The organism is Candidatus Hodarchaeum mangrovi, assembly GCF_975850365.1.
Map to the genome: position 1 here is coordinate 13441 of NZ_CDLCQJ010000059.1, position 22515 is coordinate 35955.

General features: G+C 31.8%; 20 protein-coding genes. 7 read left to right on the forward strand and 13 right to left on the reverse strand.

Annotation, left to right across the window (positions count from 1 at the left end):
* Positions 1-56: 56 nt before the first annotated feature.
* The gene (locus ACWVCY_RS06025; protein WP_455141144.1) at positions 57-1628 is read right to left on the reverse strand and encodes a class I adenylate-forming enzyme family protein; all 1572 of its coding nucleotides are present in this window, start codon (positions 1626-1628) and stop codon (positions 57-59) included.
* Positions 1629-2114: 486 nt separating this feature from the next.
* Here ACWVCY_RS06025 and ACWVCY_RS06030 point away from each other — a divergent pair, with 486 nt between their 5' ends.
* Positions 2115-3083 carry an aldo/keto reductase family protein gene (locus ACWVCY_RS06030; protein WP_455141146.1) on the forward strand — a complete coding sequence of 323 codons (969 nt, stop codon included), beginning with the start codon at positions 2115-2117 and terminating at the stop codon, positions 3081-3083.
* 97 nt (positions 3084-3180) lie between these two features.
* Here ACWVCY_RS06030 and ACWVCY_RS06035 read toward each other — a convergent pair whose 3' ends face one another.
* From ACWVCY_RS06035 to ACWVCY_RS06045, 3 genes are all read right to left on the reverse strand, one after another.
* On the reverse strand, positions 3181-3363 hold the full coding sequence (locus tag ACWVCY_RS06035) for a hypothetical protein (protein WP_455141147.1): 183 nt from the start codon (positions 3361-3363) through the stop codon (positions 3181-3183).
* 123 nt (positions 3364-3486) lie between these two features.
* Complete coding sequence (locus tag ACWVCY_RS06040) at positions 3487-3636, reverse strand: hypothetical protein (RefSeq protein ID WP_455141149.1); 150 nt, start codon at positions 3634-3636, stop codon at positions 3487-3489.
* Between the two features lie 230 nt (positions 3637-3866).
* Positions 3867-5039 carry an acyl-CoA dehydrogenase family protein gene (locus tag ACWVCY_RS06045; RefSeq protein WP_455141151.1) on the reverse strand — a complete coding sequence of 391 codons (1173 nt, stop codon included), beginning with the start codon at positions 5037-5039 and terminating at the stop codon, positions 3867-3869.
* Between the two features lie 348 nt (positions 5040-5387).
* Here ACWVCY_RS06045 and tmk point away from each other — a divergent pair, with 348 nt between their 5' ends.
* Entirely contained in the window at positions 5388-6032 is a 645-nt protein-coding gene (gene tmk, locus ACWVCY_RS06050) for a dTMP kinase (RefSeq protein WP_455141153.1), read from the forward strand.
* Between the two features lie 15 nt (positions 6033-6047).
* On the opposite strand, the gene ACWVCY_RS06055 is transcribed toward tmk, so the two are convergent.
* From ACWVCY_RS06055 to ACWVCY_RS06065, 3 genes are all read right to left on the reverse strand, one after another.
* Positions 6048-6515, reverse strand: coding sequence for a hypothetical protein (locus ACWVCY_RS06055; protein WP_455141155.1), 468 nt, complete (start codon positions 6513-6515; stop codon positions 6048-6050).
* A 127-nt stretch (positions 6516-6642) separates the two neighbouring features.
* Positions 6643-6921: a peptidylprolyl isomerase gene (locus tag ACWVCY_RS06060; protein WP_455141157.1), complete on the reverse strand. Its 279-nt coding sequence runs from the start codon at positions 6919-6921 to the stop codon at positions 6643-6645.
* A gap of 117 nt (positions 6922-7038) precedes the next feature.
* Positions 7039-10050: an ArnT family glycosyltransferase gene (locus ACWVCY_RS06065; RefSeq protein ID WP_455141159.1), complete on the reverse strand. Its 3012-nt coding sequence runs from the start codon at positions 10048-10050 to the stop codon at positions 7039-7041.
* A gap of 92 nt (positions 10051-10142) precedes the next feature.
* On the opposite strand from ACWVCY_RS06065, the gene ACWVCY_RS06070 reads away from it, so the two are divergent.
* Positions 10143-10553, forward strand: coding sequence for a GIY-YIG nuclease family protein (locus tag ACWVCY_RS06070; RefSeq protein WP_455141161.1), 411 nt, complete (start codon positions 10143-10145; stop codon positions 10551-10553).
* Between the two features lie 143 nt (positions 10554-10696).
* The gene (locus ACWVCY_RS06075; protein ID WP_455141163.1) at positions 10697-12124 is read left to right on the forward strand and encodes a hypothetical protein; all 1428 of its coding nucleotides are present in this window, start codon (positions 10697-10699) and stop codon (positions 12122-12124) included.
* A 25-nt stretch (positions 12125-12149) separates the two neighbouring features.
* On the opposite strand, the gene ACWVCY_RS06080 is transcribed toward ACWVCY_RS06075, so the two are convergent.
* Positions 12150-12446, reverse strand: coding sequence for a hypothetical protein (locus tag ACWVCY_RS06080; RefSeq protein ID WP_455141165.1), 297 nt, complete (start codon positions 12444-12446; stop codon positions 12150-12152).
* Positions 12447-12588: 142 nt separating this feature from the next.
* On the opposite strand from ACWVCY_RS06080, the gene ACWVCY_RS06085 reads away from it, so the two are divergent.
* From ACWVCY_RS06085 to ACWVCY_RS06095, 3 genes are read left to right on the forward strand one after another with little or no spacing between them, the layout of a single operon-like run.
* Positions 12589-13032, forward strand: coding sequence for a hypothetical protein (locus ACWVCY_RS06085; RefSeq protein ID WP_455141167.1), 444 nt, complete (start codon positions 12589-12591; stop codon positions 13030-13032).
* Between the two features lie 6 nt (positions 13033-13038).
* Positions 13039-13842 (forward strand): hypothetical protein, encoded by an 804-nt coding sequence (locus ACWVCY_RS06090; RefSeq protein ID WP_455141169.1) that lies wholly within the window; start codon positions 13039-13041, stop codon positions 13840-13842.
* On the forward strand, positions 13793-14665 hold the full coding sequence (locus ACWVCY_RS06095; protein ID WP_455141170.1) for a hypothetical protein: 873 nt from the start codon (positions 13793-13795) through the stop codon (positions 14663-14665). The genes ACWVCY_RS06090 and ACWVCY_RS06095 overlap by 50 nt, the downstream gene beginning before the upstream one ends.
* A gap of 8 nt (positions 14666-14673) precedes the next feature.
* Here ACWVCY_RS06095 and ACWVCY_RS06100 read toward each other — a convergent pair whose 3' ends face one another.
* From ACWVCY_RS06100 to ACWVCY_RS06120, 5 genes are read right to left on the reverse strand one after another with little or no spacing between them, the layout of a single operon-like run.
* Complete coding sequence (locus tag ACWVCY_RS06100) at positions 14674-15378, reverse strand: hypothetical protein (protein ID WP_455141171.1); 705 nt, start codon at positions 15376-15378, stop codon at positions 14674-14676.
* On the reverse strand, positions 15371-15802 hold the full coding sequence (locus ACWVCY_RS06105; RefSeq protein WP_455141173.1) for a hypothetical protein: 432 nt from the start codon (positions 15800-15802) through the stop codon (positions 15371-15373). The genes ACWVCY_RS06100 and ACWVCY_RS06105 overlap by 8 nt, the downstream gene beginning before the upstream one ends.
* Before the next feature lie 10 nt (positions 15803-15812).
* Positions 15813-16853 (reverse strand): hypothetical protein, encoded by a 1041-nt coding sequence (locus ACWVCY_RS06110; RefSeq protein WP_455141174.1) that lies wholly within the window; start codon positions 16851-16853, stop codon positions 15813-15815.
* The gene (locus ACWVCY_RS06115; RefSeq protein ID WP_455141175.1) at positions 16853-17425 is read right to left on the reverse strand and encodes a hypothetical protein; all 573 of its coding nucleotides are present in this window, start codon (positions 17423-17425) and stop codon (positions 16853-16855) included. The genes ACWVCY_RS06110 and ACWVCY_RS06115 overlap by 1 nt, the downstream gene beginning before the upstream one ends.
* Before the next feature lie 4 nt (positions 17426-17429).
* On the reverse strand, positions 17430-22208 hold the full coding sequence (locus tag ACWVCY_RS06120) for a hypothetical protein (RefSeq protein ID WP_455141177.1): 4779 nt from the start codon (positions 22206-22208) through the stop codon (positions 17430-17432).
* Positions 22209-22515: the final 307 nt, after the last annotated feature.

Sequence of the window (22515 nt, forward strand, 5' to 3'; positions counted from 1 at the left end):
CTTTGCTTGAAAACTCAACGAAAAAAGATATTCTGTGTTTCAGTTATTAATTTTGATTAAGTATTAAACCTTTCTCGCAATAGCCGATGTATTATTTTTCCTGAACCTGTTCGTGGCATTTCGTCATATTTAATGAATAGTACCTTTTTAGGCACCTTGAAACCTGGCATATTATTTTTACAATAGCTTCGGATTTCTTCTGCCAAACCATCAGAAGGTGCCCTATCTGCAGTCAAAATACAGATTGCAGTTACCGCTTCACCCCATTTATAATCCTTAAGTCCGACAACAGCACTCTCAATCACAGCTGGATGAGTTGTAATAACCTTTTCGACTTCAGAGGGAAAAACATGTTCACCACCTGTTATAATCATATTTGCTTTACGATCAACTAAGTAGTAGAATCCATCTTTATCGATTTTGGCCATATCTCCAGCACTAAAAAATCCATTATCCATACTTTCAACAGTTTTTTCTGGTAGTTGATGATAATCTGTAAATTGCATTGGACTACGAGAAAATAGTTCTCCAATTTCACCATTAGCTACAGGTTTACGTGTATTTGGATCTAATATTCTAATAATATCCGAACCAATACATTCTTTACCAATAGATCCAGCCTTGGTAAATTGATCCTCTGGCCGTAAAATTGTAACTAAACCGGCTTCAGTTGATCCATATGCCTCAAAGAGTCGGACACCCTTGAAAAGATTCATCACACCTTTTTTCATTTCAATAGTGGCTGGAGCAGAAGAAGTTAATAATGTTTGAATAGAACTAAGGTCATATTTTGATTTAATTTCTTCAGAGAGTCCTAAAATTAGATTATAATGAGTTGGTATCATAGAGGTAAATGTGATTTTTTCACGATCAAATATTCCAAGAAGTTCTTCGGGATCAAACCTAATCTCAAGATGTACATAAACACTAGCTCCAATGTAAGTAAAAACAAATGCATAGAAAGTTGAATTCACATGTGATAATGGCATAAGGACAAGACCATAGTCTAGAGGAGAAAAAGAAAACTCAGCAGCATTAATTAAAAAGAAAGAAATATAAGATTGGTGCGATCTTACAACTCCTTTAGGTTTACCAGTTGTTCCGCTTGTATAAAGCAATATCCAAGTATCTTCAGGATCTACCTCAATTGAGGGATAATCGTTCTCTCCTTGGCTGATAATTTCTTCAAAATACCTCCAATTATCCTTAATACTAATATCACCAATTAAAACATGATGTAGTTTATCAAGCCCATAATTAACAATAAGATCCCAACTTTCGATTGTAATGTCATAATAGGTCTGTTCAACCATTACCATCTTTGCTTCGGCATTACGGACAATCCAGTAAAGATCTTCAGGGAGAAGTCGAAAATTCAAAGGTACTACTATAAATCCAGCTTTTGCTGCAGCTCCATAAATTTCCATGAATTCTATACAATTATTCAATAAAACAGCAATTTTATCTCCTTTTTTCAAACCCATTTTAAGTAGTCCGTTAGCAAGCTTGTTAGTTCTAATATCATATTCGCTATTTGTTAAAGAGCGATTTCTATCCTTAATAGCTAGTTTGTCAGGATATTTAATTGCATTTGCCCGAATAATTTCTCCTAAATGTAACCACGACATTCAAATCAATCCTAATATCTATAATTTACCGTAAGAGCTAAAATAAGCATTTTAACTCTGATTGATATCAAATTTACATTCCATTCAGTGTCTAGCTTTCATAATGTAAATATCAGATGATGATAACAAGTCGATTTCATTTATAATGAAAACTGATATACTCCGATTTTTGTCCTGCAAAACCTTAAAAAATTAATGGTAAATACTCACTATCTTTTTATAGATAATAAAATTTATTTTTGTACCAAATTTTTAATGTTAACAATATAAGCTGGAGTTTATGACAATTTACTTCCCATTCCTTTTTGTTTTAGAAAAGATGAATTTTTGAAATTCTCATAGGGTTCGAAAATTAATCCAAAATAAAATTTATCTGCCAAATCAAGTCATGGAATAGAAATGATTAATAATTTCAAATCTCATTGCTCAAAAATATATGGCAGTTTATATCCAAAGTTTTTAACTTAATATACAGGAGGATTTTGATTGAAATATAGAAAGCTAGGAAAATCAGGGTTAAAAATCTCTGAGCTTAGTCTAGGTGCTTGGTTAACATATGGAGGTTCATTAGAACAAGACCAAAGTAAACCTTGTATCTCAAAAGCTATTGAATTAGGTGTAAACTTTATTGATATTGCAGATATTTATGCCAAAGGTAAAGCAGAAGAAGTTGTAGGAAATATATTGATTGATTATAATCGCAAAGATCTCGTTATCAGTAGCAAAGTCTTTTGGCCGATGAGTAATTCACCAAATGATCGTGGTCTTTCTCGGAAACATATTATGGAATCAATTGAAGGAACATTGGATCGATTACAAACTGATTATATTGATATTTATTTTTGTCATCGGTTTGATCGGGAAACACCCCTTGAAGAGACTGTAAAGGCAATGTCAGATTTGGTGGATCAGGGTTTAGTGCACTATTGGGGTACCTCTGTTTGGACAGCAGCTCAACTAGAACGAGCTGTAGGAATCGCAAAGACTAATGGTTACCATCCACCCTCTGTAGAACAACCACGCTATAATATGCTTGATCGATATATTGAATTAGAAGTCATGGAGACTACATCCCAACATGGTATGGGAATTGTTGTTTGGTCACCTCTGGGTGGAGGATTATTAACAGGCAAATATAATAAAACTATTCCTGAAGATAGTCGGGCAGCTACCACCCAATTTGTTAAACGAGAAATAACTCCAGAAAATATTCAGAAAATAACCCAACTTCAATCTATAGCAAATGAACTTAATCTCACGATTGGACAACTAGCTCTTGCATGGATATTAAGACGACCTGAGATTAGCTCAGCAATAACTGGAGCAACTAAAGCTGAACATGTGGAAAGTAATATGCAGGCTTCTGGAATCGTTTTAGAGAATGATATATTAAATAGAATTGAAGAAGTTCTAGGTAATAAACCAGAAATGCATCCTGTTTACCGTCCACCTTGATAGACGTTTTTAAGTGATTTAGCTAAGATAAAAGGAAGAAAAGGAGTGAAAGAAAGAGGGTGAGGATTTCCTTTTTTTCGCAGAATAGTGTTGAAGATTAAGAGGCTTTGTCCTTTGATTTTTCCTTTGGAGAGGTAAATATGGGACCATTATAGTTCAGTAGTTCAATTGCAATCATTAGTTGGACTTGTGGATTATTGTTCTGTAGTTGAGAGAAAGGTTGAATTGGTGGGTGTTGTTTCATAAGATCATCCTCACAATCAATAGTGGGTTCTTTCATTTCAAATACTATGATGTTACGCAGGTATTATCTTAAGTTCATTTTTTTTGTCGGTATATATTAAGTTTTACTTGGATGAGGATCATTTTCGAGAACTTGTGAGATCTTCAATTAATTATCTTTCTAAATTATTGTCGTAACAACAATGGGAGCAGTGCTTTTATTAGATTTATTTTCCTCTACTGGAAGAGCTCGAATAAATAATGGGCCATGATAATTTAGAAATAGTATAACCTTTTGTAACTGTTCATAATTTTGAAACTCTTCTTTCATCATTCTCATCATTTAAAATTAATATAGCTAATTTATATATCAAGAACAAAATTGATCTTTATATCTTAAGGAAGATTTCATAGTTTTTGACTTAAAAACTCATAGGGAGAAAATAAAAACATAAATCCGTTCACACTCTATATATCTCTTGTTAAAATTTAATTATAGAGAATCAAGCCGATATTTTAAACGAGAATGATGAATACTAACAATTTTGTAAAGAAAATTAATCAAGTAAATGTTTCATCAAAATGAGGATCATACTTAGATAGCATATACCGCCCTATTATCATTCGCTGAATTTGGGAGGTTCCCTCATAAATTTGATACAACTTAGCGTCTCTAAAGAGTTTTTCAATGAGATATGTCTTAATGTATCCATAACCACCAAATATTTGTACCGCATCTGATGCAGTTTTCATTCCATAATCAGAGGCAAAAGCTTTCGCAATACTTGCACTAATAGTATTATCTCGTCCTTGATCGGCCTCCCAAGCAGAAAACCATGTTAACAATCTTGCAGCGTCATAGTGCATTTTCATTTCAGCGATCATAAATTGTATGGATTGAAAATCAGATAATTTACTTTCAAAGGCTTCTCTACGTTTTGAATAAGCAATAGCATATTCCATAGCTGCCCTAGCCATTCCCGTTGCAAATGCTCCTATGGTGGGGCGAGTGTGTGCAAAAGTTTTCATTGCGATAGGAAAACCATTTCCTGGCTCTCCTAATATATGGTCCTTGGGAACTCTAACGTTGTCAAGGCTAATTCGCACTGTATTTGAGGCCTTATGTCCCATTTTCGGTATTGGTTTTCCAAGACGTATCCCTTCTAGATCCATGGGTATTACCACACCTGTTATCCCTTTATGTCGCTTTGTGCCCTCAAGTCGTACAAATGTACTCATAAATGAGGCTACACCACCATTAGTGATCCACATCTTCCTTCCATTCAGTATAATATCATTATTTTCCAACCGAGCGGTTGTTGCAATCCCTGCAACATCTGATCCCATACCAGGTTCAGAAGTAGCAAATGCAATAAACTTTAACTCTTCAGTTAGAGGTTTTAAAAATCTTTCTTTTTGTTCTGCTGTTCCTCCAATTATAATAGGTTCAGCTCCTAGACAGTTATCAAATAATGAAGTTGTTATACCTGGATCAGCTGCAGCTGTCTCTTCTACTATTAAACAGTTTTCTAGGATTCCTAAACCAGGCCCTCCTACTTCTCGAGGAAAAATAGTATTCATTAATCCCTGTTCAAAAGCTTTTTGATAAATTTCGTATGGAAACTCCCCAGATTCATCATATTTACGTGAGACGGGAATGATCTCTTGAATAGCAAATTCCCTTGCTTTTTTCTGTAATGCTTTTTGTTCATCTGTTAGATTAAAGTCAACCATAGATCTTACTTCCTTAATAGTAATAGATATCAAATTTCTTATATAAAAGATTATCAGAGCTCTTTTATCTATCTAAGAATTCAAATAAAACTTTTTCCTGTTTTAGTCATTATACTCTTTTCATTAATTGCTTAAAATTTCTTCATTTCTCTTTTCGGAAGAATTGAGCTGTTTTTTTTTGATTAATCTCTATATTACTTAATTATGGCTAAATGTTTTTTCGACACTTATGATTTTTTGTAACTGAATCATGCCTCATACCGATATCTTGAAGAGAAAGGAAGCTATTTAATATATTAATAAATGAGAGCAAAATATCATTCTGTGTGAATATTAGGGCGAAATGAATTGAAACGTCTTTTCCGTGGGGTTTTAATTGTCTTCGAAGGTATAGATGGATCTGGTAAGACCACTCAGATTCAAAAACTTGTTAAATTTCTGGAGAAAAAGAATTACCCTGTAATAGTGACTCATGAACCAAACCATAACTCACCCTATTATCAATTAATTAAAGATAAAGTAAAGAAGCATCGTGAGGGAACTGCTCCCGAACAAGAGCTAGAATGGTATATATTAGATCGTAAATGGGATTTGGAGAATATAATTCTTCCTGCATTAAAAAGAAAACAGATTGTTTTGGTTGATCGCTACTTTCTTAGTAATGTTGCTTATCAAGGAGCTCTTAAAACACTGAGCTTAGAATATGTGCTTAAACAAAATGATTTTGCCATAAAGCCAGATTTATGGGTAATATTAGATGTTCCAGTCTCCTTAGGACAACAAAGACTTCGTTTACGGGAGAAAAAGAAGAATAACGATCAGTTAGAACTGGCCGAATATCAAGAAAAAGTCCGTGAAAATTATAAAAAATTGATTACAATGAACATTGGAGGAGAGGTTCTTTGGATTGATGCAAGTATTAACGAAGAAGAATTAACCAAAATATTAGGAGAAAAGTTGATAATTTTTATTGATAAGTTTATTCATAATTAATAACTTGAATAAAGCTTATTTTCTCACTAAATTACGTGCTGATAATAAATATTTTTGCAAGTGTTTAACTGTTTGCTCTTTAAACTCTTCAACTTTTTCCCTTCCTTCTGCGGCGTCGTAGATTAAACTAGCTTGTTGCTGAATTTTAATATCTTTGATGATATTTTCGATATCCTTTGCGACATCCTCGTCCATTTCAAATTCCATTTTTCTGATTCTGACTAGTAGAGCTAGCGCATCAGTGAAATTTAATTCGTAAATCATTATTAAAGCTCGAATTACTAATGATTGGGTAATCACTAGGTTTGCATTGTGTGTGGCATTCTCAATTTTCTTCAAAAAGGCCAGAGCAGTATGTACTTGCCCTTCTTCGAGATAACTTTTCGCCAACATGAAATTCCTAAAGTCTCTTAACTCCATCACGTTTTGAAGCGCATTTTCAATTCTAGATAGAGTTAATTTTATATCTGAATCTAGAACCATTAATGATCAGATTCTTTCTTTTATTAATGAATAATAAGGTTTTGGATAAGAAAAAAAAATTATTTGAATTGATTAGAAAAGGGACTAAAAATCCATTGGATATTCAATATTAATAAAAAGGGAAGATTTACTTTACCCGTTTAATAATATGATACCCAAACTTAGTTTTAACTGGAACTTGAGTCATCTGTCCCTTCTGCAGCTTAAATGCTTCTATTTCGAATTCTTTTACCATTTGACCTCGACCGAATTCCCCCAGATTTCCCCCTTTTTTCTTTGAAGGACAAGTACTATATTCACGGGCCATTTCTTCAAATAAAGCTCCACCATTAATTTTTTCGATTATTTCTTCCGCTAGACTCTTTTTTTCTACTAGTATATGTTTGGCTGTTATTTTATTTGACATTATTACACCACAATATCTGAATTTATTCACAACTTTATAATTTATTAAACTGTCATTCTGAATAAACAGGTAATAAGATTGCATAATTTTCAAAGTTCTTTGCTAGGATAGAAAATATTACTTTATTTGTCCTGTTAGTGTTGACCAATCATAACCTTGTTCTGTGATCCATGTATGATTCACAAATAAATGTATCTTATACCAACTAGTGATACCAATAATATCGTCTACACATACGAAATGTGTATTATTTGTTAACCAACTGTAAGATAGGGGATAATCTAGTGCATAGGCAGGTACATCCCAATGAGTTGAATCATTAATAACTACCCAGAATTTTATTGAAGAATGGGTCTGATAATAACTCTGCATCATGCTAGAGGAATTGTAAGAAAACGGTACATTCCCAGTAGTTACGATCTCCTTTCCCAGATAATATCGCATAGCAAAATTAGATCCTGCTTCTGGTATAACCCAAGTGGAGTGGTTATAGTCTCCTCCATGATTTTTAATGTAAATTGACATCTCTTGAAAATGAAGGTCAAAAATCTGATTGTAGTGAGCAAGAGTAGTGACATTTATGAGCATTGCAGAGAGCATTAGAGACAGAATTAGTAAAGCCTGAGGTTTTACATGAGGCTTCAACCAATAAAGTGCTATTAGAAGCAGTATGATTCCTATAAAAGTGATTAATGGAGCTCCTAGTTCAATTGTATCTGAAATCCAAGAGAAATCGAAGCTTAATATGCTATCAAAAAAATCATGAACAACAAAATTATACAAAGGTGTCAAACTTTTAACCCATGCATCAATAAAATATCTATAGGCAAGACCAAAAGTTACAATGCCTGGAAAAGTTTTCAACCAGTTATTATTCATTGAAACATAGATAAAAGGGCCCAGTAGAACAAAGGCATATAGTAAAAAGAAGAAAATAGTATCAACTTGAGTTAGATTGATCTCGAATATAGCCATAAGAAGTCCTGAATAACCAAAGGCAAGTGCAACGATTACAGCTAGAATCCTGTCTATTCGATCCTCAACTATAAATCGCCAACGATCACCGGAATATAAGTATTCAATCCCTTTGGCAGAAATAGCAAGATATGGGATTGCTAATGGAATGTAGTAGTAATTTAACTGAAATTGAGCTGGAAAAAATACAAACGGAATGGTTATTAACCAAGCGATTAATGCTGAACCTAATGCTGGATTTCTTTTGTCAGAAAAAAAGAATGCGTAAATACCTATAACAAATAATCCTCCAAAAAGAAGGATAACAAGAAGATAATCATTAAGCGCACTCCCAATGCTTTCAGGGAGTTCATAACTTGTAGCATGAGTGTATCGCCAACCAATATAATATTCAAAAAATAAAAATGTATATGTGACTGGATTAGGTTTTTCAGGATCCCCTGCAAGTTCTCCTGGCACGCGAATACTCCAAGGGTAAGTACCATCAGCAATTTTTGCGTCCAAAGTTTGTACCCAAGAAACGAATGGAAAGAAGCTGATAATAATCAAAGTAATAGCTAAACCTAAAAACATTAAATCATGTTCAAAGCCCATAAGTTCAGTTTTTTCCCTAATACGGGTTTTCAGATGCAAATTTTTTGTAAGAGAATTTTTAACTTTAGGAAAATATGTTATTCCTACAGTAAGAAGTAATGTTACTCCAACGCCAAATACAGTAATTTGCATGGCATCTCTGCTGAAAAAAGCCCCAGATATCAAAATTATGGCAAACCAAAAAGCGAACCATAATCCATAAATTCCTAAAGGAATTAAATCTAAACACTCAATTATGAATTTGAAAAATCTCCTTCTACCAATAGAAATTTCTAGTCCTAATCCCATTATGAAAAAAAATACTATAAATGCTCCAATTAGACCAAACAATCCAGAGAGTAGATCAAGTAATAATAAAAATAATGAAGTATTTGAAAAAAAATCTTCTAAAAATGTTAATGAGCTTAATAATCCTCCTCCTTCTGGTATATGTTCTTCAGTCAAAGCTAGAGCAATCGCTATAAAGGGTTCTTCTAATCGATCATAGAAAACCTTTGCGATCATTCCTCCTCCAAAACTAGCTAGCGTACTAGCAATAACTACTGAAATTAACCCAAATTTTTTTAATTTGGTTTTTAGTTCTAAATTTAACCCAAGAGTGGAGTGGCAAATGCCAATTATAATTATGTAACATGTAATACCTACTATTAAACCTATGAGTAAGCTACTCAATGGTAAAAAAGTAATTAAATAAGTAATGATAGATGTTAAGCAAAATGCGCTTATAGAAAGAATATTTTGGACACGAAAACCTTTTCCAACGTTATACTTAAATTCTGAATCATCATGTTTATAAAAACTTTTAACGTGTGGTTTTATTTCTTGGAAGAGAGTACGAAGATCATATAAGTCTACATGTCTTTCAATATAACGTATAAGTAAATAGATAACAATAGCAGGTGCAATAAGAATCCCCTGCCATGCTTTAGTAAGTAAATTTAATATATTTACAGCTGCTGCAACTATAAGCAATATATAGCCTTTTTTAGAACGTCTTTCAATGAAAACTGCATCTACAGCTCTTATACTAAGAAGCATGACTAAGGCACCCATAAAAATTACAAAAGGATCAATGTAAGCAGTTCTACTATAAAAAGTCAAAAAGTAAGCCAGAGCAACTAATAATCCTGCAATTATATGGGCAGAGCGATTTTCAGCTTGATGACTGAAGAGTAAATAGATTATGATCGCTAAACCAGCACCTCCAATAATCACAATGCCCTTAGCAGCGAATGTGGTTCGACCAAATAAAGACATAAGGAATGCTCCACACCAAAATGCAAATGGAGGTTTATCAAAAAATTTAATTACCCCGCCTTCTGCAGGATAATAAAGGGGAAGAAATAGATCAGATGGAGAAGGACCAAATGCCAACCGACTTGCAATTGCACTAAACCAGCCTTCATCCCACATATCGATACTAGAGATATATCCGATCTTTACCCAAAACGCAAGGAAACCAATCAAAAGAATAAATTTAAAAGAAGTAATTATGTGCCATAATTGCGATAAATACTTGTTTGTATTACCTGGTTCATCTTTCAGATCAGATTCTGACATAGTTGATCATTATTAATGTTCTATACTTAAGTTTAAGTCTGTTTAGTTAACTTCTATTATATCTACAAAAAATACATCTAATTGTGAAGACTATGTCATACTGGGTATATTTTCTTTTTGTCGGAGATTGGAAAAGTGGAAATAACCGAAAAATCTATATAGGTTATACAAAGCATTTAATAGGTCGACTAAGCCAGCATATCGGACTGAGTTCCATCAAGGGAGCAAAATTCACAAGAAAACAACCAATTGAACTTGCTAGAGTCGAAATATATGATATACAGAAAGAAGCTTTACAAAGAGAATGGCAACTAAAGCATAAAAGTCCTATGAACCAAAAATTCAATAAATTAAGATTGATTAATAAATTTAAAGAGAAGTACCCAAGTGAGCTGCTCAAAATTAACAATTATCTTAAAGATTATTATGAATACCTTAATCTGATAAGCAGGAATTTGTTAAATGAAGAAGCAAACCTTTTAGCAACATTAAAAAGGAATTAACTTTGATTTTATCCTATCCCTATGATTATATTGCCTATTAAATCTAATCTCAAAGCTGATAAATATTCAAATAAAATTGATCTATTATTTGCATATCAAATAATTAAATTAAAAGGGGTATAAATTGGATGTGAAACAATCTTTTGGTTAATATTAATATTATTCTTTTAATAATTACAATAATTTTTTTCCTTATCCTTATATCAAGATATTTTGAAATTATTCCTAGCCTTTTAACACAATTTATGATACGCAATCAAACTTTTGAAAATTTAACTCCCCAAGATCTAGGATTAAATGCAGTAAATGTTTCTATCCCATTATCAGAGGCAGAAACGCAAGGATGGTTTTTCCCAGGTCCTGAAGAACAGGATGCTGTTATTCTTATGGTTCCTAGCTGGGTAGAGGCAGATAACTTTTCCAAATATTTTAGAACTGCTAATTTACTCCAAAAAATCGGATTTAATGTTCTTATACCTCTTTATTATAAAATGGATGCTAATAACACTCAATCTATCAAACTCAATACCTCCACTAAGTATTTAAATCATGTTATTGAAAAAACATATGAATTTCTTATAACTTATCCTGGAATTAATAGAAGAAAGATTGGAATATATACGAACTCGTTCGGAAGCACCTTTGCTTGTTCGCTTGTCTATGATTATCCAATTAAATCCATAGTTATTGAAGATGGTCCTATATCCTTTAACGATATGTTTACGGTGAACGCTTTTGGAAAAAATAAGGCCTTATATTTTATATTTCGTGTTTTTTTCGGATTTTTTACCTTTCCTTTCTTTTGGTTGACTAAATGGCAATCAAACCATTCTCTCCGAAAAATTCGAGCAACACCTTCATTCCTCATAGCAAGTCGAGAAAATCAATTACAACCCCATAAATCAGTTTGGAAGAGTTATCAACGTCTATATAAACCAAAACAATTTTGGTTTGAGCATAGTATCTTACCGAACACCATAAAAGATGTCTGGAAAGAAGAGTACCTCCAAAAAATCAAACATTTTTATGATCGAAATCTAGCTGGATTAATACAACCTGAATTTCATTTTGATTTCGTTGGAGGAAGGAAAGATAAAGGAAAATATCCTAATGAGATCACAATCACAGTAATGCCACCTCAATTAGCTGAAATTCCGCTTCAAATCTTACTAGCTGATAATTCCAATCTTGAAGAACTTCGCATATATTTTACAGGTGCATCGAAAACTATACCAATCTCTCTTGACTTTAAACCAAAATATATGACATTACTCCCTTTTTATGCCGTGGATAAAACTGAGTTATCATCATTCAAACAGTGGAAAAAAAGAGGTTTAGAATTTGGCTTACTAGCAACAATTGATGAACTATTACGGCAGCCATTATCTCAATTAAATCCATTATTAAATCGTTATTACTATTTAAAGAGTATCTTATTATTTGAACAAGGAGAAAAGAATTTAGCTAAACAAATATTAATTACCAAGATAGATGATGATTACTGGAAACAAAAATGCTTGAACGATTCAGATAGTAGACAAATTCTTGACAAATCTAATACTCTTTTTTAATACCTATTTTTGTCATTTCATTCTCTTAAAGTTTAGGAAGACCAGAATAGCAGGAAAACTGACAAAAATCACAATAAGGGGACTCTAACATCATTAATTTACAAAAATAAATAGGAAATTTAGAATTTTTTTGATTGTTGCGATAAAAATACAAGCACTCAATATTGAAATTTCTTGCTACAGCCTCCTCAATCACTCCATCCCCAAAATATTGATAATAAGGACAAGTATCTGGGCAATGTTCTATCCATGAATGGTATTCGAGACATAAAATCAGATTTTTCCTTTTTGAAATAAGTCGTTTAAGACAAGATTTATTCATGAATAAATTCCTCAATGGATTCTATAAAGATATACAGAAGATCCCTTTAATACTCACAAAATTGCTTACCTAAATTTCGAATATATAAACTTCTAACACTATGTTCATTAGACATAAAAGAGCGTAACAATAGGTTAAAAGAATGCAGAATCTTATACAAAACCCACAGAATCTTATCTTTGAAAATCTATTTTTTTTTCTATCTTTAGGTAAATTTGACACAATTCTTACAAAAGAATATCCAAACTATGTTTATGAAGAATTTTTAATTGTTTCAGAACCATGGAAAGATCATTTATCTTATTTTGAGGAAATTATCCCAATTTTATTGGATAAAGAGCAAGAAAAACCCTTGCAAAAAGTAGAACTCTTTACAGAAATCAATTTTGTTATATATACTTCCCCTATGACGGGTTATTTAATTGGTTTAGGAATTAGATTTTTTATGGTAATAAGTAATCCCTTCTCGCTTTTAAATTTGGACCAAGAGCACAGATTACAAAAAACGATGTATCTTCTTTCCCGAGGTATATTGAATTCAAATTTTCATCAAATCTCACAACTTGAAATACATATTCCAGTGTGATAACCTGTGTTCTTCGTCACTCCTTCTTTTTTAAAAGAATTTAATAGATGTCCTCATGCTTTTTATTTACGAAGAATACAACACTTTGAATTAGGCTTCTCAAAGGAAGTTGAAATGGAAATAATAGCATATCGAAAGATAGAAGAATATACGAAAGCATTTTTCACCATCCTATTTAATCCACCTTTAAGTTACTCAGTTATCACTCATAGAGAAGAGATATCATATCTCTTAAAGGCAAGATTAACTTACAATTACTCATTAGAATCTTTGAACGAATTACTTGTTAGAAAATGTTTTAGCTTTCTCGGATGGTTAATACAAGAACTTTGGGTTATGTTACCAAAAAATAAAAGACACCAAAAATATATTCATCCAAATAAAATTTATGAACTAATATTATCAGATCGATTGAAATTAAAAGGATGCCCTTCTCTAGTATTTTTACATCCAAATAATACTTATTTGCTTGTAATTCAATCTTTTAACTCGAATCCAATCTCAAATCGTCTTATAATTTCACAAGCTGCCATCTATTCCCAAATCTTATGGCAAAATGACAAAATAAAATCGAATGATTTTCTATATATCGATTATCAGAGCAATCTAATCATTTATAGGAAATTTGTGCAAAAAGACTATCAAATTCTTTCAGATTTCCTTCAAGAATTTCATGATACCATTGAAGATGAATTATTTGATTCTCCAAACACTAATAATTGTAAAACATGTGAATTCAGGCTAATATGTGAATTAACTGGTGATAAAAATCTCAACAATAATAGACTTAATTTTAGAAGGTTTTCTTGATTTTCTTGTCTGGTACGCAGGAGAATTAAGTGGACCAGATATTATACTTATAGTATCTCATCAAGTATCTTACTATATAATTCTACAATTAATATTAATCCTATTCCCTTTCATAAAACGACTATTAAATTATTTATTTTTTCCATTTAGATGGATTCATGTCTATTTCCATATAACTGCTGCTAAAGAAATTTTAAATGAATTAGAGAAGAAAAAAGAACAAGAAGATTTGGACCCGCTTCTTGATTCAGCCAATCTACGAGCTAGCTTAATTTCGGGATTAGATATCCCTGATGAGAACCCTGGATTGCTATTATCATTAAATAGATTGGAGCATGCAAAACGTGTAGTTTTTGCTCCTAGTCGCTTTGCATTAATAGCTTTTATCGCATATCTCTTAGTTTCACCTATTCTATTATCTAACCAAATTGTTTCTACCCAGCTTGGGGCACTAATTCATTTATATTTTTTCATTGGAATTTTTAGCGTTTTGATGCCTTCTATTAATGATTATTACTTTCTCTTCCATACTCTTCTTTTAGAGATGAATATTCCTTCAAAATATTTTTATATGTCAATTATTGTCTATATAATAGTCATTTTCGATACAGTTTGGCGAACTACTGACTTTTTTCTCTCTGTTTTAATAGGAACTATCTTTTTTATTGCCTATTTAATAGGATTATTTATAATAGGGTATTTGGGTCAAATCAGGAAAGGAAAGAATTCAGCTATCTATTGGCTTCCTCTAAAAAGCTTACGAGAACTTATCTCGAAAGAATCAGAAATAGATTTCCTTTCAATCGAAGATTTGGATCTATAAATTTTCTTTTATGGAAGCAGAGAGCTTTGAGATGATCCTATCGATATGTTAAACAATTTTAATGTAACTCTAAAGGTGGTATTTACTTTTTCAATAAAAAAATGAATAGGTGAGAAATCATGCAATAAGGTTCCATAAATATTCGAATTTTCGGATTTATTTTCAATATCTGTTTTGTAGACAGTTGTTAAGATTGGTACTTTAGAATTTTCAGCAAGATATTTGAGATCAAGAAGATGTTCGAATATTCTTCTACTCCAGAATATTTTTTCTTTGTGAAAATACTTTAGAAAATTAAGTGGAGATCCAAATAACGTATCAATAATGATCAAATTAAACAAACAATTTGATTCTGTGAGTTCACGAAAATAAATTAGCTGTTCTAAAAGTGTTTCAGGACTGATAAAGGTTATGCTTTCTAACTTATCAGATGATAAGAATCTGGAAAAAATAGAGTAGCGAAGATTCCCAGAATGATCACAATAAAGAATTTTGATTTTTCTATCTTTTTTAAATGCCTGTAAAATACCTTGAAGACAAAAGCGCGACTTTCCACCCCCTGAATCTCCCCAAATAGTATGAATAAATCCAGGAATTAAACCTCCAATCTTCATATCAATAATATCAATCTCGAGAGGTATCGCATTTGTAGGATTCCAAAGTGATATTAGATTGTCAAATGACTGTAAATGTAAAGTGACCAGCTCATTCACCTATTAAATCAATAGTTGTTGAATTAAGAATTTGAATTGACTTATTTCGGGTCAATAACAGAATATTAAAAGTTTCGGATAATTTTGAAAGATAAAATTCAATTTCAGGAAGAATATGATAGTAATGGAACATATTAATACAAATCGTAAAAAAATTATACTTTTTAGAACTTTGTAAATTTCCAGATTTAATTATTTCATTCAATAATTCTTCTGAATGTACATTGAGAAAGAAAAAATGAGAGGGACTAAAATCTTGCGTTTCAAAGAGTGTATAAAATTCAGGAAGTTGAATGATTTGATAATCTATCCACAAGATTTTAGGAATTAGTAAATTTGACAGTTTAGTAAATAAATGTTTAAGAGAATCCTTATATTCTCCAATCAGTAAATAAATATGTTTTTGGGGTAATGCTTCATCCATTCAAACTATCTCAATAATTATTATCTTGATTTACTGGATTTAGAATTTCCTTTTCCTGTTGAACCACCATTTCTTGGTAAGCATAATAATAAGGAAATACAAACAAAATAAAAATTAAAACGGGCAACATGATCCATCCTGGGATTGGGTGGTTAATAGGAAGAAAATTAGAGTGAGAATCTTTCTGAAATACTCCAGATAGTTTTAATTCTATCCTAACTGCTTTGGCACTATCAAATCCATTATAATCTGGCTTAATTAAAATAAGAACTTCATTTATTGGATTAATTTCGGAACTAGATAAGGAATAATTGATAATAAGGGTATGGTCACCGATTCCATAATACCTTTGCTGATTAACTGTCACTGAATCAATTTCCAATTGGGTAAGTGTGATACGTAATGTACATAGCAATGAAAAATCAGTGGGAGGAGGTACTACAAATAAATATGAATGAATCGCTAGACTTTTCTCAAGAAATGTATATTTTTCTGGTTCAACAATAAAATATTGACTTGCTGGAAATATATCCAGAGAACTTAATTCCAACGGATTATAATAATCCATAGTAATAAGCTCAGCATTTATAATTTGAAAATTAATATTGGAAGTTCTCCAATTTATAGTAGGGTCTAATATTAAAGTTATAGAAAGCTTTAAGGAGTTTTCTGTTACACTCCCGAGAGGAAGATACAGTTGTTGAGCTAAAGAAAATTGATAGGATTCACTTTCAGATAGAGAGATTTTCTCCATCAAATAAAATGTTCTTGTTTTGAATTGACCATTAATCTTTGCTTGAAGGGTTACACTACTTATAGGTTCACCATGGTTCTGAACAGTAAAATTTAATAAAACTATTTCTCTAGATCTAGTTAAAAGTACACTACGAATATATTCTTGATCCACTGTCGAAATTTGTTCATTAATATAAAGATTATATCGATCTATTACATTCAGATTAGTTTGTTCATTCCCTAGAACAACTTGGATACCAGAACTTACTAAAAAACTAATAACAAGAAAAAAAGTAAAAATTTCGATTCTTTTCATTAAATAATTCCCTCTAAAGTTATTAATATTAAACTAGAAAGATTTAGTGCTATTAAGAATAATCCTCCCCTAAAGAAAAAGGAGTTTGTTCTTTTTTCATTCTTATTCCACTTTGATAATGAGAAATACCGCCCATTCGAGAATTCTTTCCATACATAGTGCTTGACAGGATGGTTTGAAAATATCGATGTTTTTCCAAGAGGGATACCTGGAGCTGAAAAAGCGTCTAAAATCAAGTGGGAAATCCAGCTGATGAGAGCTAACCAAATTAGAACAGAAAAATCGGATCCCTCAGTTATATAGATTAATGGAAGAAAATATAGGACTGTTAGAGGTGAATGGGAGAGAGGATGACGATATTGAGTTAATGTAAATCGTTGGCTAAGATTAATTCTCTCAAATTTTGGACTAAAACCCAGATTCATATCAAGATAATTAGGAACGAGACTAAGAAAACCCAAAGGATATGATAGTAGAAAATAGAACCATAATTCAATAGTATCATGAATAAACGTTGACAGAAAGATGTTCATTAGCGCAACAGCGAAGGTTAGATGAGTTTGGTTTTTCATGGGATTAATCTCGCCTCCTTCGTTTAAATAATCTTCCCCCTATAACTGTAATTGCGAAAATAATCCCTGAAAGACCTATTTCAAATAATGGATTGTTTGTAAAATTATTAATGAAGGATTTAAGATTTGAGGAACTTTCCTTGATATAAGAAGAACTCATTGATTCAGTTGTAGATATAAAAATAGTTAAAGAGTCTAAAACCAACTCACACTCCTGATTTATATCATCAAATACTCTAATAATAACAGAATAATACCCCTGAGCTAAATATATACCAAAAAAGTAATGAGTTCCATTGTAGGATGGATTATTAAATCTTAATTCATTAATATCAATAGTAATAGACTTAACTGCATAATCATCAATAATTTCAAACGCAAAATACCAGTACTGCTCAAAATATCTATCATTTTCTGGAATATGATTGATGGAATATGATTTGATTTGAGGAGGATAATCAGAGTTATTGAACAATCCGTGATATGCATTAACACATCCAGTTATGTCCTCAATGAAAATAGAATAGTTCCAAACTCCTGGATAAAGATCAGGGGTTTCAATCTTCCAATCAAAGTATAATCCAGAAAGCGATGAATACGTTAAAACTCCTCTGCCCTGTATTTCTGAAGTTGAATTAGATAATATTATCTTAACAGATTCAGTATTAATAGATGAATTTTGTTTAAAACCCCTTAGTTCTAATATAAATGAATTTCTACTAACAATAAAACTATCAATTTCAATGTTGGGAGCATACCAAGTTGATTTGTAAAAGAATTTTCCAGATGGTTGAGAATTATCCCATGGATACCAAACTAGAATTTCAAAGGTATAATTATTTGGAGATAAAGGCAAGTTTGATACCCAACGATTCCAAAAAGGTTCAAAAGTTAATGGATAGATTGAATCATCAATAATTAGCTTAACCTGATCCACAGGAAGTGAATAAGAGTTGATTCTTAAAAAAAATTCATAAAACGATCCTTGGTAATTTATACTAATAGTATCTAGGATAGGATCAAGTGGATTCCATTCAAGATTGTATAACCGAAGGTCATATTTGTTATTCACTGTACAGGCAAAAATGGTAATTTCCCAAATTCCTGGAGTGGGTAAGACAATTGAAGCACGATAATTTTGGTAAAAAGAACTCCAGTGAAGAATCGATATCATGCTTCCATTGATAAGAACACCAGCTTGAGCAAAGTCAGGATTAGCAACAACCTCTGCTTGGATTAAATAACCCCCAGTTTCATTTATTTTTGTTAGTGTGGGATTAAGTAGTAATTCAATTGCTTCAACAATGGAAAAAATAATTTTTTTTGTTTTGAAGTTTCTTGCTTCATCAAATGCCCAAACTTGTAATTCATAGGAACCAAAACTGAGAACTAGCGAAATTGGCTGATTATAGGTCTGATTATAGGTATGAACTCCTATAATATTCCATAGAATTGTTGTACCATTCGTAGAAAATGAAATCAAGATTTCCCCTGTATAGGATTGATTATGGGGGGAATAGACTTTAAGACTTGGAGGGATAGTATCAATACTGAAATATGCACGCTTTATCACATAATTCCCAGCAGGGTCAGATACTTTCACTGTGAGATTGTATGAGCCATCATCCAAGGTGAGTTCCATTTCGTTATAACCAATAATTTCTCCATCTAGGAACAATTCTACTATATTTTCGTCTGTTAGATATTTAATATGTACATTTTTCTCTCCATAGGTACAATTTGTTGGAGAAAGAAGAGCTAATGAAGGAGAAGTTGTATCCACTGAAAAAGAAACAAACTCGTAAGTGATCATACCATCTTGATTAAAACCAAACACATGTAGGGTATAATCACCTTGACCTAATGATCGATAAGTCGTTTTCATCCAAGTAGAATTCAAACTATCAATAGGTTCAATAAAATAAGAATAATTATTCGCATTTCCCGAGAGAGCGATCTCAATTATTGAACCATAAATTTGGTTTAGAGGGGATAAAATTATCACATTTGATGGGACTGAATGGATTATAATAATAAAAACACTACTAGTTGATTGTGAATAATAATTGGTAGAACTTAAGTTAGTTTTAACCCTAATATAATAAATTCCTGGAGTAGAAAATAGTACGGAAAAATAAAAAGCTCCACTGTCTGAAGAAGAATCAACTTGGGTATTTGTTCCATTAATTTCAAGAATAATATCCTGATTTGGAATAGGACCCGATACTTCACCAATTACTATCCCATCTATATTAGTGGATAAGTTAACATAAGTTTCACTTGGAACAGAAAGAGAAAGAAAGAGTTCTTCAAAAACTGTTATAGAAAGAGTCTTTTCATGATCATAAACGAAAGGGGCGGTAGAAATTACTTTAAGAGTCTTAATTCCGCGAGAAGAAAAGGTATAAGAATAATTATACACACCTGCAGGTTGCCAGTCTTTCCATAACTGATTTGTAATCCAAATCTGAAATTGTTCATTACAGGTTACTTTAAAATAAAAAGGGTTGTTGACATTTCCATTAGTACTTGCTTGAATTGTAATCTGAGGGATCATCCATATCTCTGAATAGTCATATTTTGTATTAAATGGACCAACAGCTCGTATGGTAATAGGTCCTTTATATAAAGTAGGTACAGACCAATTATAAGATCCAAATCCAGTTGCATTAAGTTTGATGGAACTGATTGGAGTCCATACAGATTCTCCACTTATTTGCCAAGAAAGATTCACAAGATCACTCAATCCACCAGCTAGTAAAATCACCGTCCATTTTCCTCCTACAATCTCTGAATCTATAAAGATCGATAATGGAGGTCTTACGGTGAAGCTAAGAATAGGTTTATTTATAGATGAATAGAATAATTTGACTGGATTACCATTGTACTTGAACTCAATTAAATGTAACCCAATTTGAGCAGAACCTGTTATCACATAATCAAATAAAAAAATTCCTTCTTCATTGGTAATATTTGATCCTAAGGTACTTCCTGAAGTAGTATCAGTTATGGTTATTATCTCATTGATTAGTTTTGTACCCAATTCATCAACTAATTGTCCCCATAATCGGATTGTCTGTCCCTTGACGACTTCAGATGTATTACATCCGATATTTTCAAAGTGAGGATTAGAAAAAATAGTTAGATAAAAATATTCGATATGAGAGTCATATCGTTGTGAACCTGAATATAAAACAACATAAGGAGAGATACCAAGGGGATGAGACAAGGGAATTTGATATTCGATTTCAACTCCGGGTGTACAGTTTTTCGTTTGAATAATTGATCCGTTTAAGAAAGTAAGAGAAATTTGTCCTTCACTAAGAGCCATAGCCCCAGAAAGAACAGTAACTTGAATAATAGTTAATGAATTTCTTGCTATACTAGTTTCATACGTTAAATCAAAAATTGTATTTCCTTTTACGATAAGAATGAAACTCTTTGTTGTATTCATCAAATAAGGAATTAACGAATGTGTGTGAAAAGCAAAGTGATGACTCCCAACTGTTGCATTTTGAGGAATTACGTATTCAATAGTTACAAAACCATCCTGATTGGTAGATTTATTAACAATTGAATAATCATCAGTAATATCAAATAATTCAATTCTACATTCGACAGGATGTGTGTGTATATCATCTTCAGTTGCATATATAGAAAAACGTACAGTCTCTCCTTGTCGAAATTCAGAGCTATTAGTTACATATTCAATTCGAATTTGATCCACAATATCGATATATGAAGAGACATTGGCATAAACATGATTATTACTTGGATCCAACAGCTCTGTCATAATTTGAAGATTCCCAATGGGAACAGAGCTATTTGGGTTGAAGAGATTCGTTATTGTACGTGAAGACACTAGATTCCGAGCAAATTCAAAAACTTGTGAAGTTTGATAGAAAGACCGTAATACTAACCCAAAAGGATGATCACCAAGAATAATCGTGGTAAGCTCAAGCTGATCAATATTTCGTTGAAGCATCGAGGAGTTTAACGTTTGACTCAATGTAAATCCATTACTCATTACTGTAACAGGAATTAATGGAGAAGTGGAGGGTTGTGTCATACTTTGATCGCTTCCTGTATATTCAGCTAGGATGAAATTAATCCCCAGTGGAGTAAATATAGGAAATATATAATCAAAAGAAAAATTATAAGTTGTTGGATCAGAACCCGCTATATAAGGGAGTGGTCCATAGGTATGAATGACAGGATTACCAGAGAGGTTCAAATTTCGAACAAACACATAACCATCTTTAAAGAACCAACTATAAGGAATAATAACTTCAATGGTTATAGTAAGTGATGCATTTTTATAAACAACAGAGGAATTAAGAGAAAGAGAAGTGGAAGTGGAACGATAATCACCTGGTAGATATTCCTCAAAAATAACTTCACAGTAATTCACAGAAGATAAATAATCCCCTGAACTAAAAAATTCCCCTTGAAAAAAATGAGTACCTAAAGGATTGGTAGAGTTAACCAACCATGTTAATTGCAACTCACCATCCAGTAAAATCCCCGATATGTATTCAGAAGTATTCAAATCAGTTACTCTAACTATTCCCGTTGAGACAGGATCATATTCATGATAAACCCAAATAAAAAAGATTATGACATCATTTTCTTTCACTATCCCTTGAGAAGCACTAATTGTTAATTCAGTACTAATTGATAATCCAAAAACCGAAGTAAGAGAAAAATTGGGAGTGAAGAGTGATAAGAGAAAACATCCCAATATTAAAACTCGAGATAAAATTCTCTGATTCAATCCATGCATAATATTTTTCCTCATTAGTAATCTGGATTTTAATTTAAATATTAATAATCTAAAAACTATATTAATATATAAATACTATAAATATAAATCAATAATCAAGTAAAATATCCAATTGTCAACTAGTTTGAATATTTAAAACCCCCCACTATCCTAAATCTTAAATTGAGAATAAAAAATATCAATCTTTCACAGAGATTAGTAATTATAGATTTAATAGGACATAGGAATTGAATTAATCCTTTTTACAATTTTTTTGATATATAAAGCAAGTGCTTAATCTAGTATGAATTATAATTTTAATTCAGAT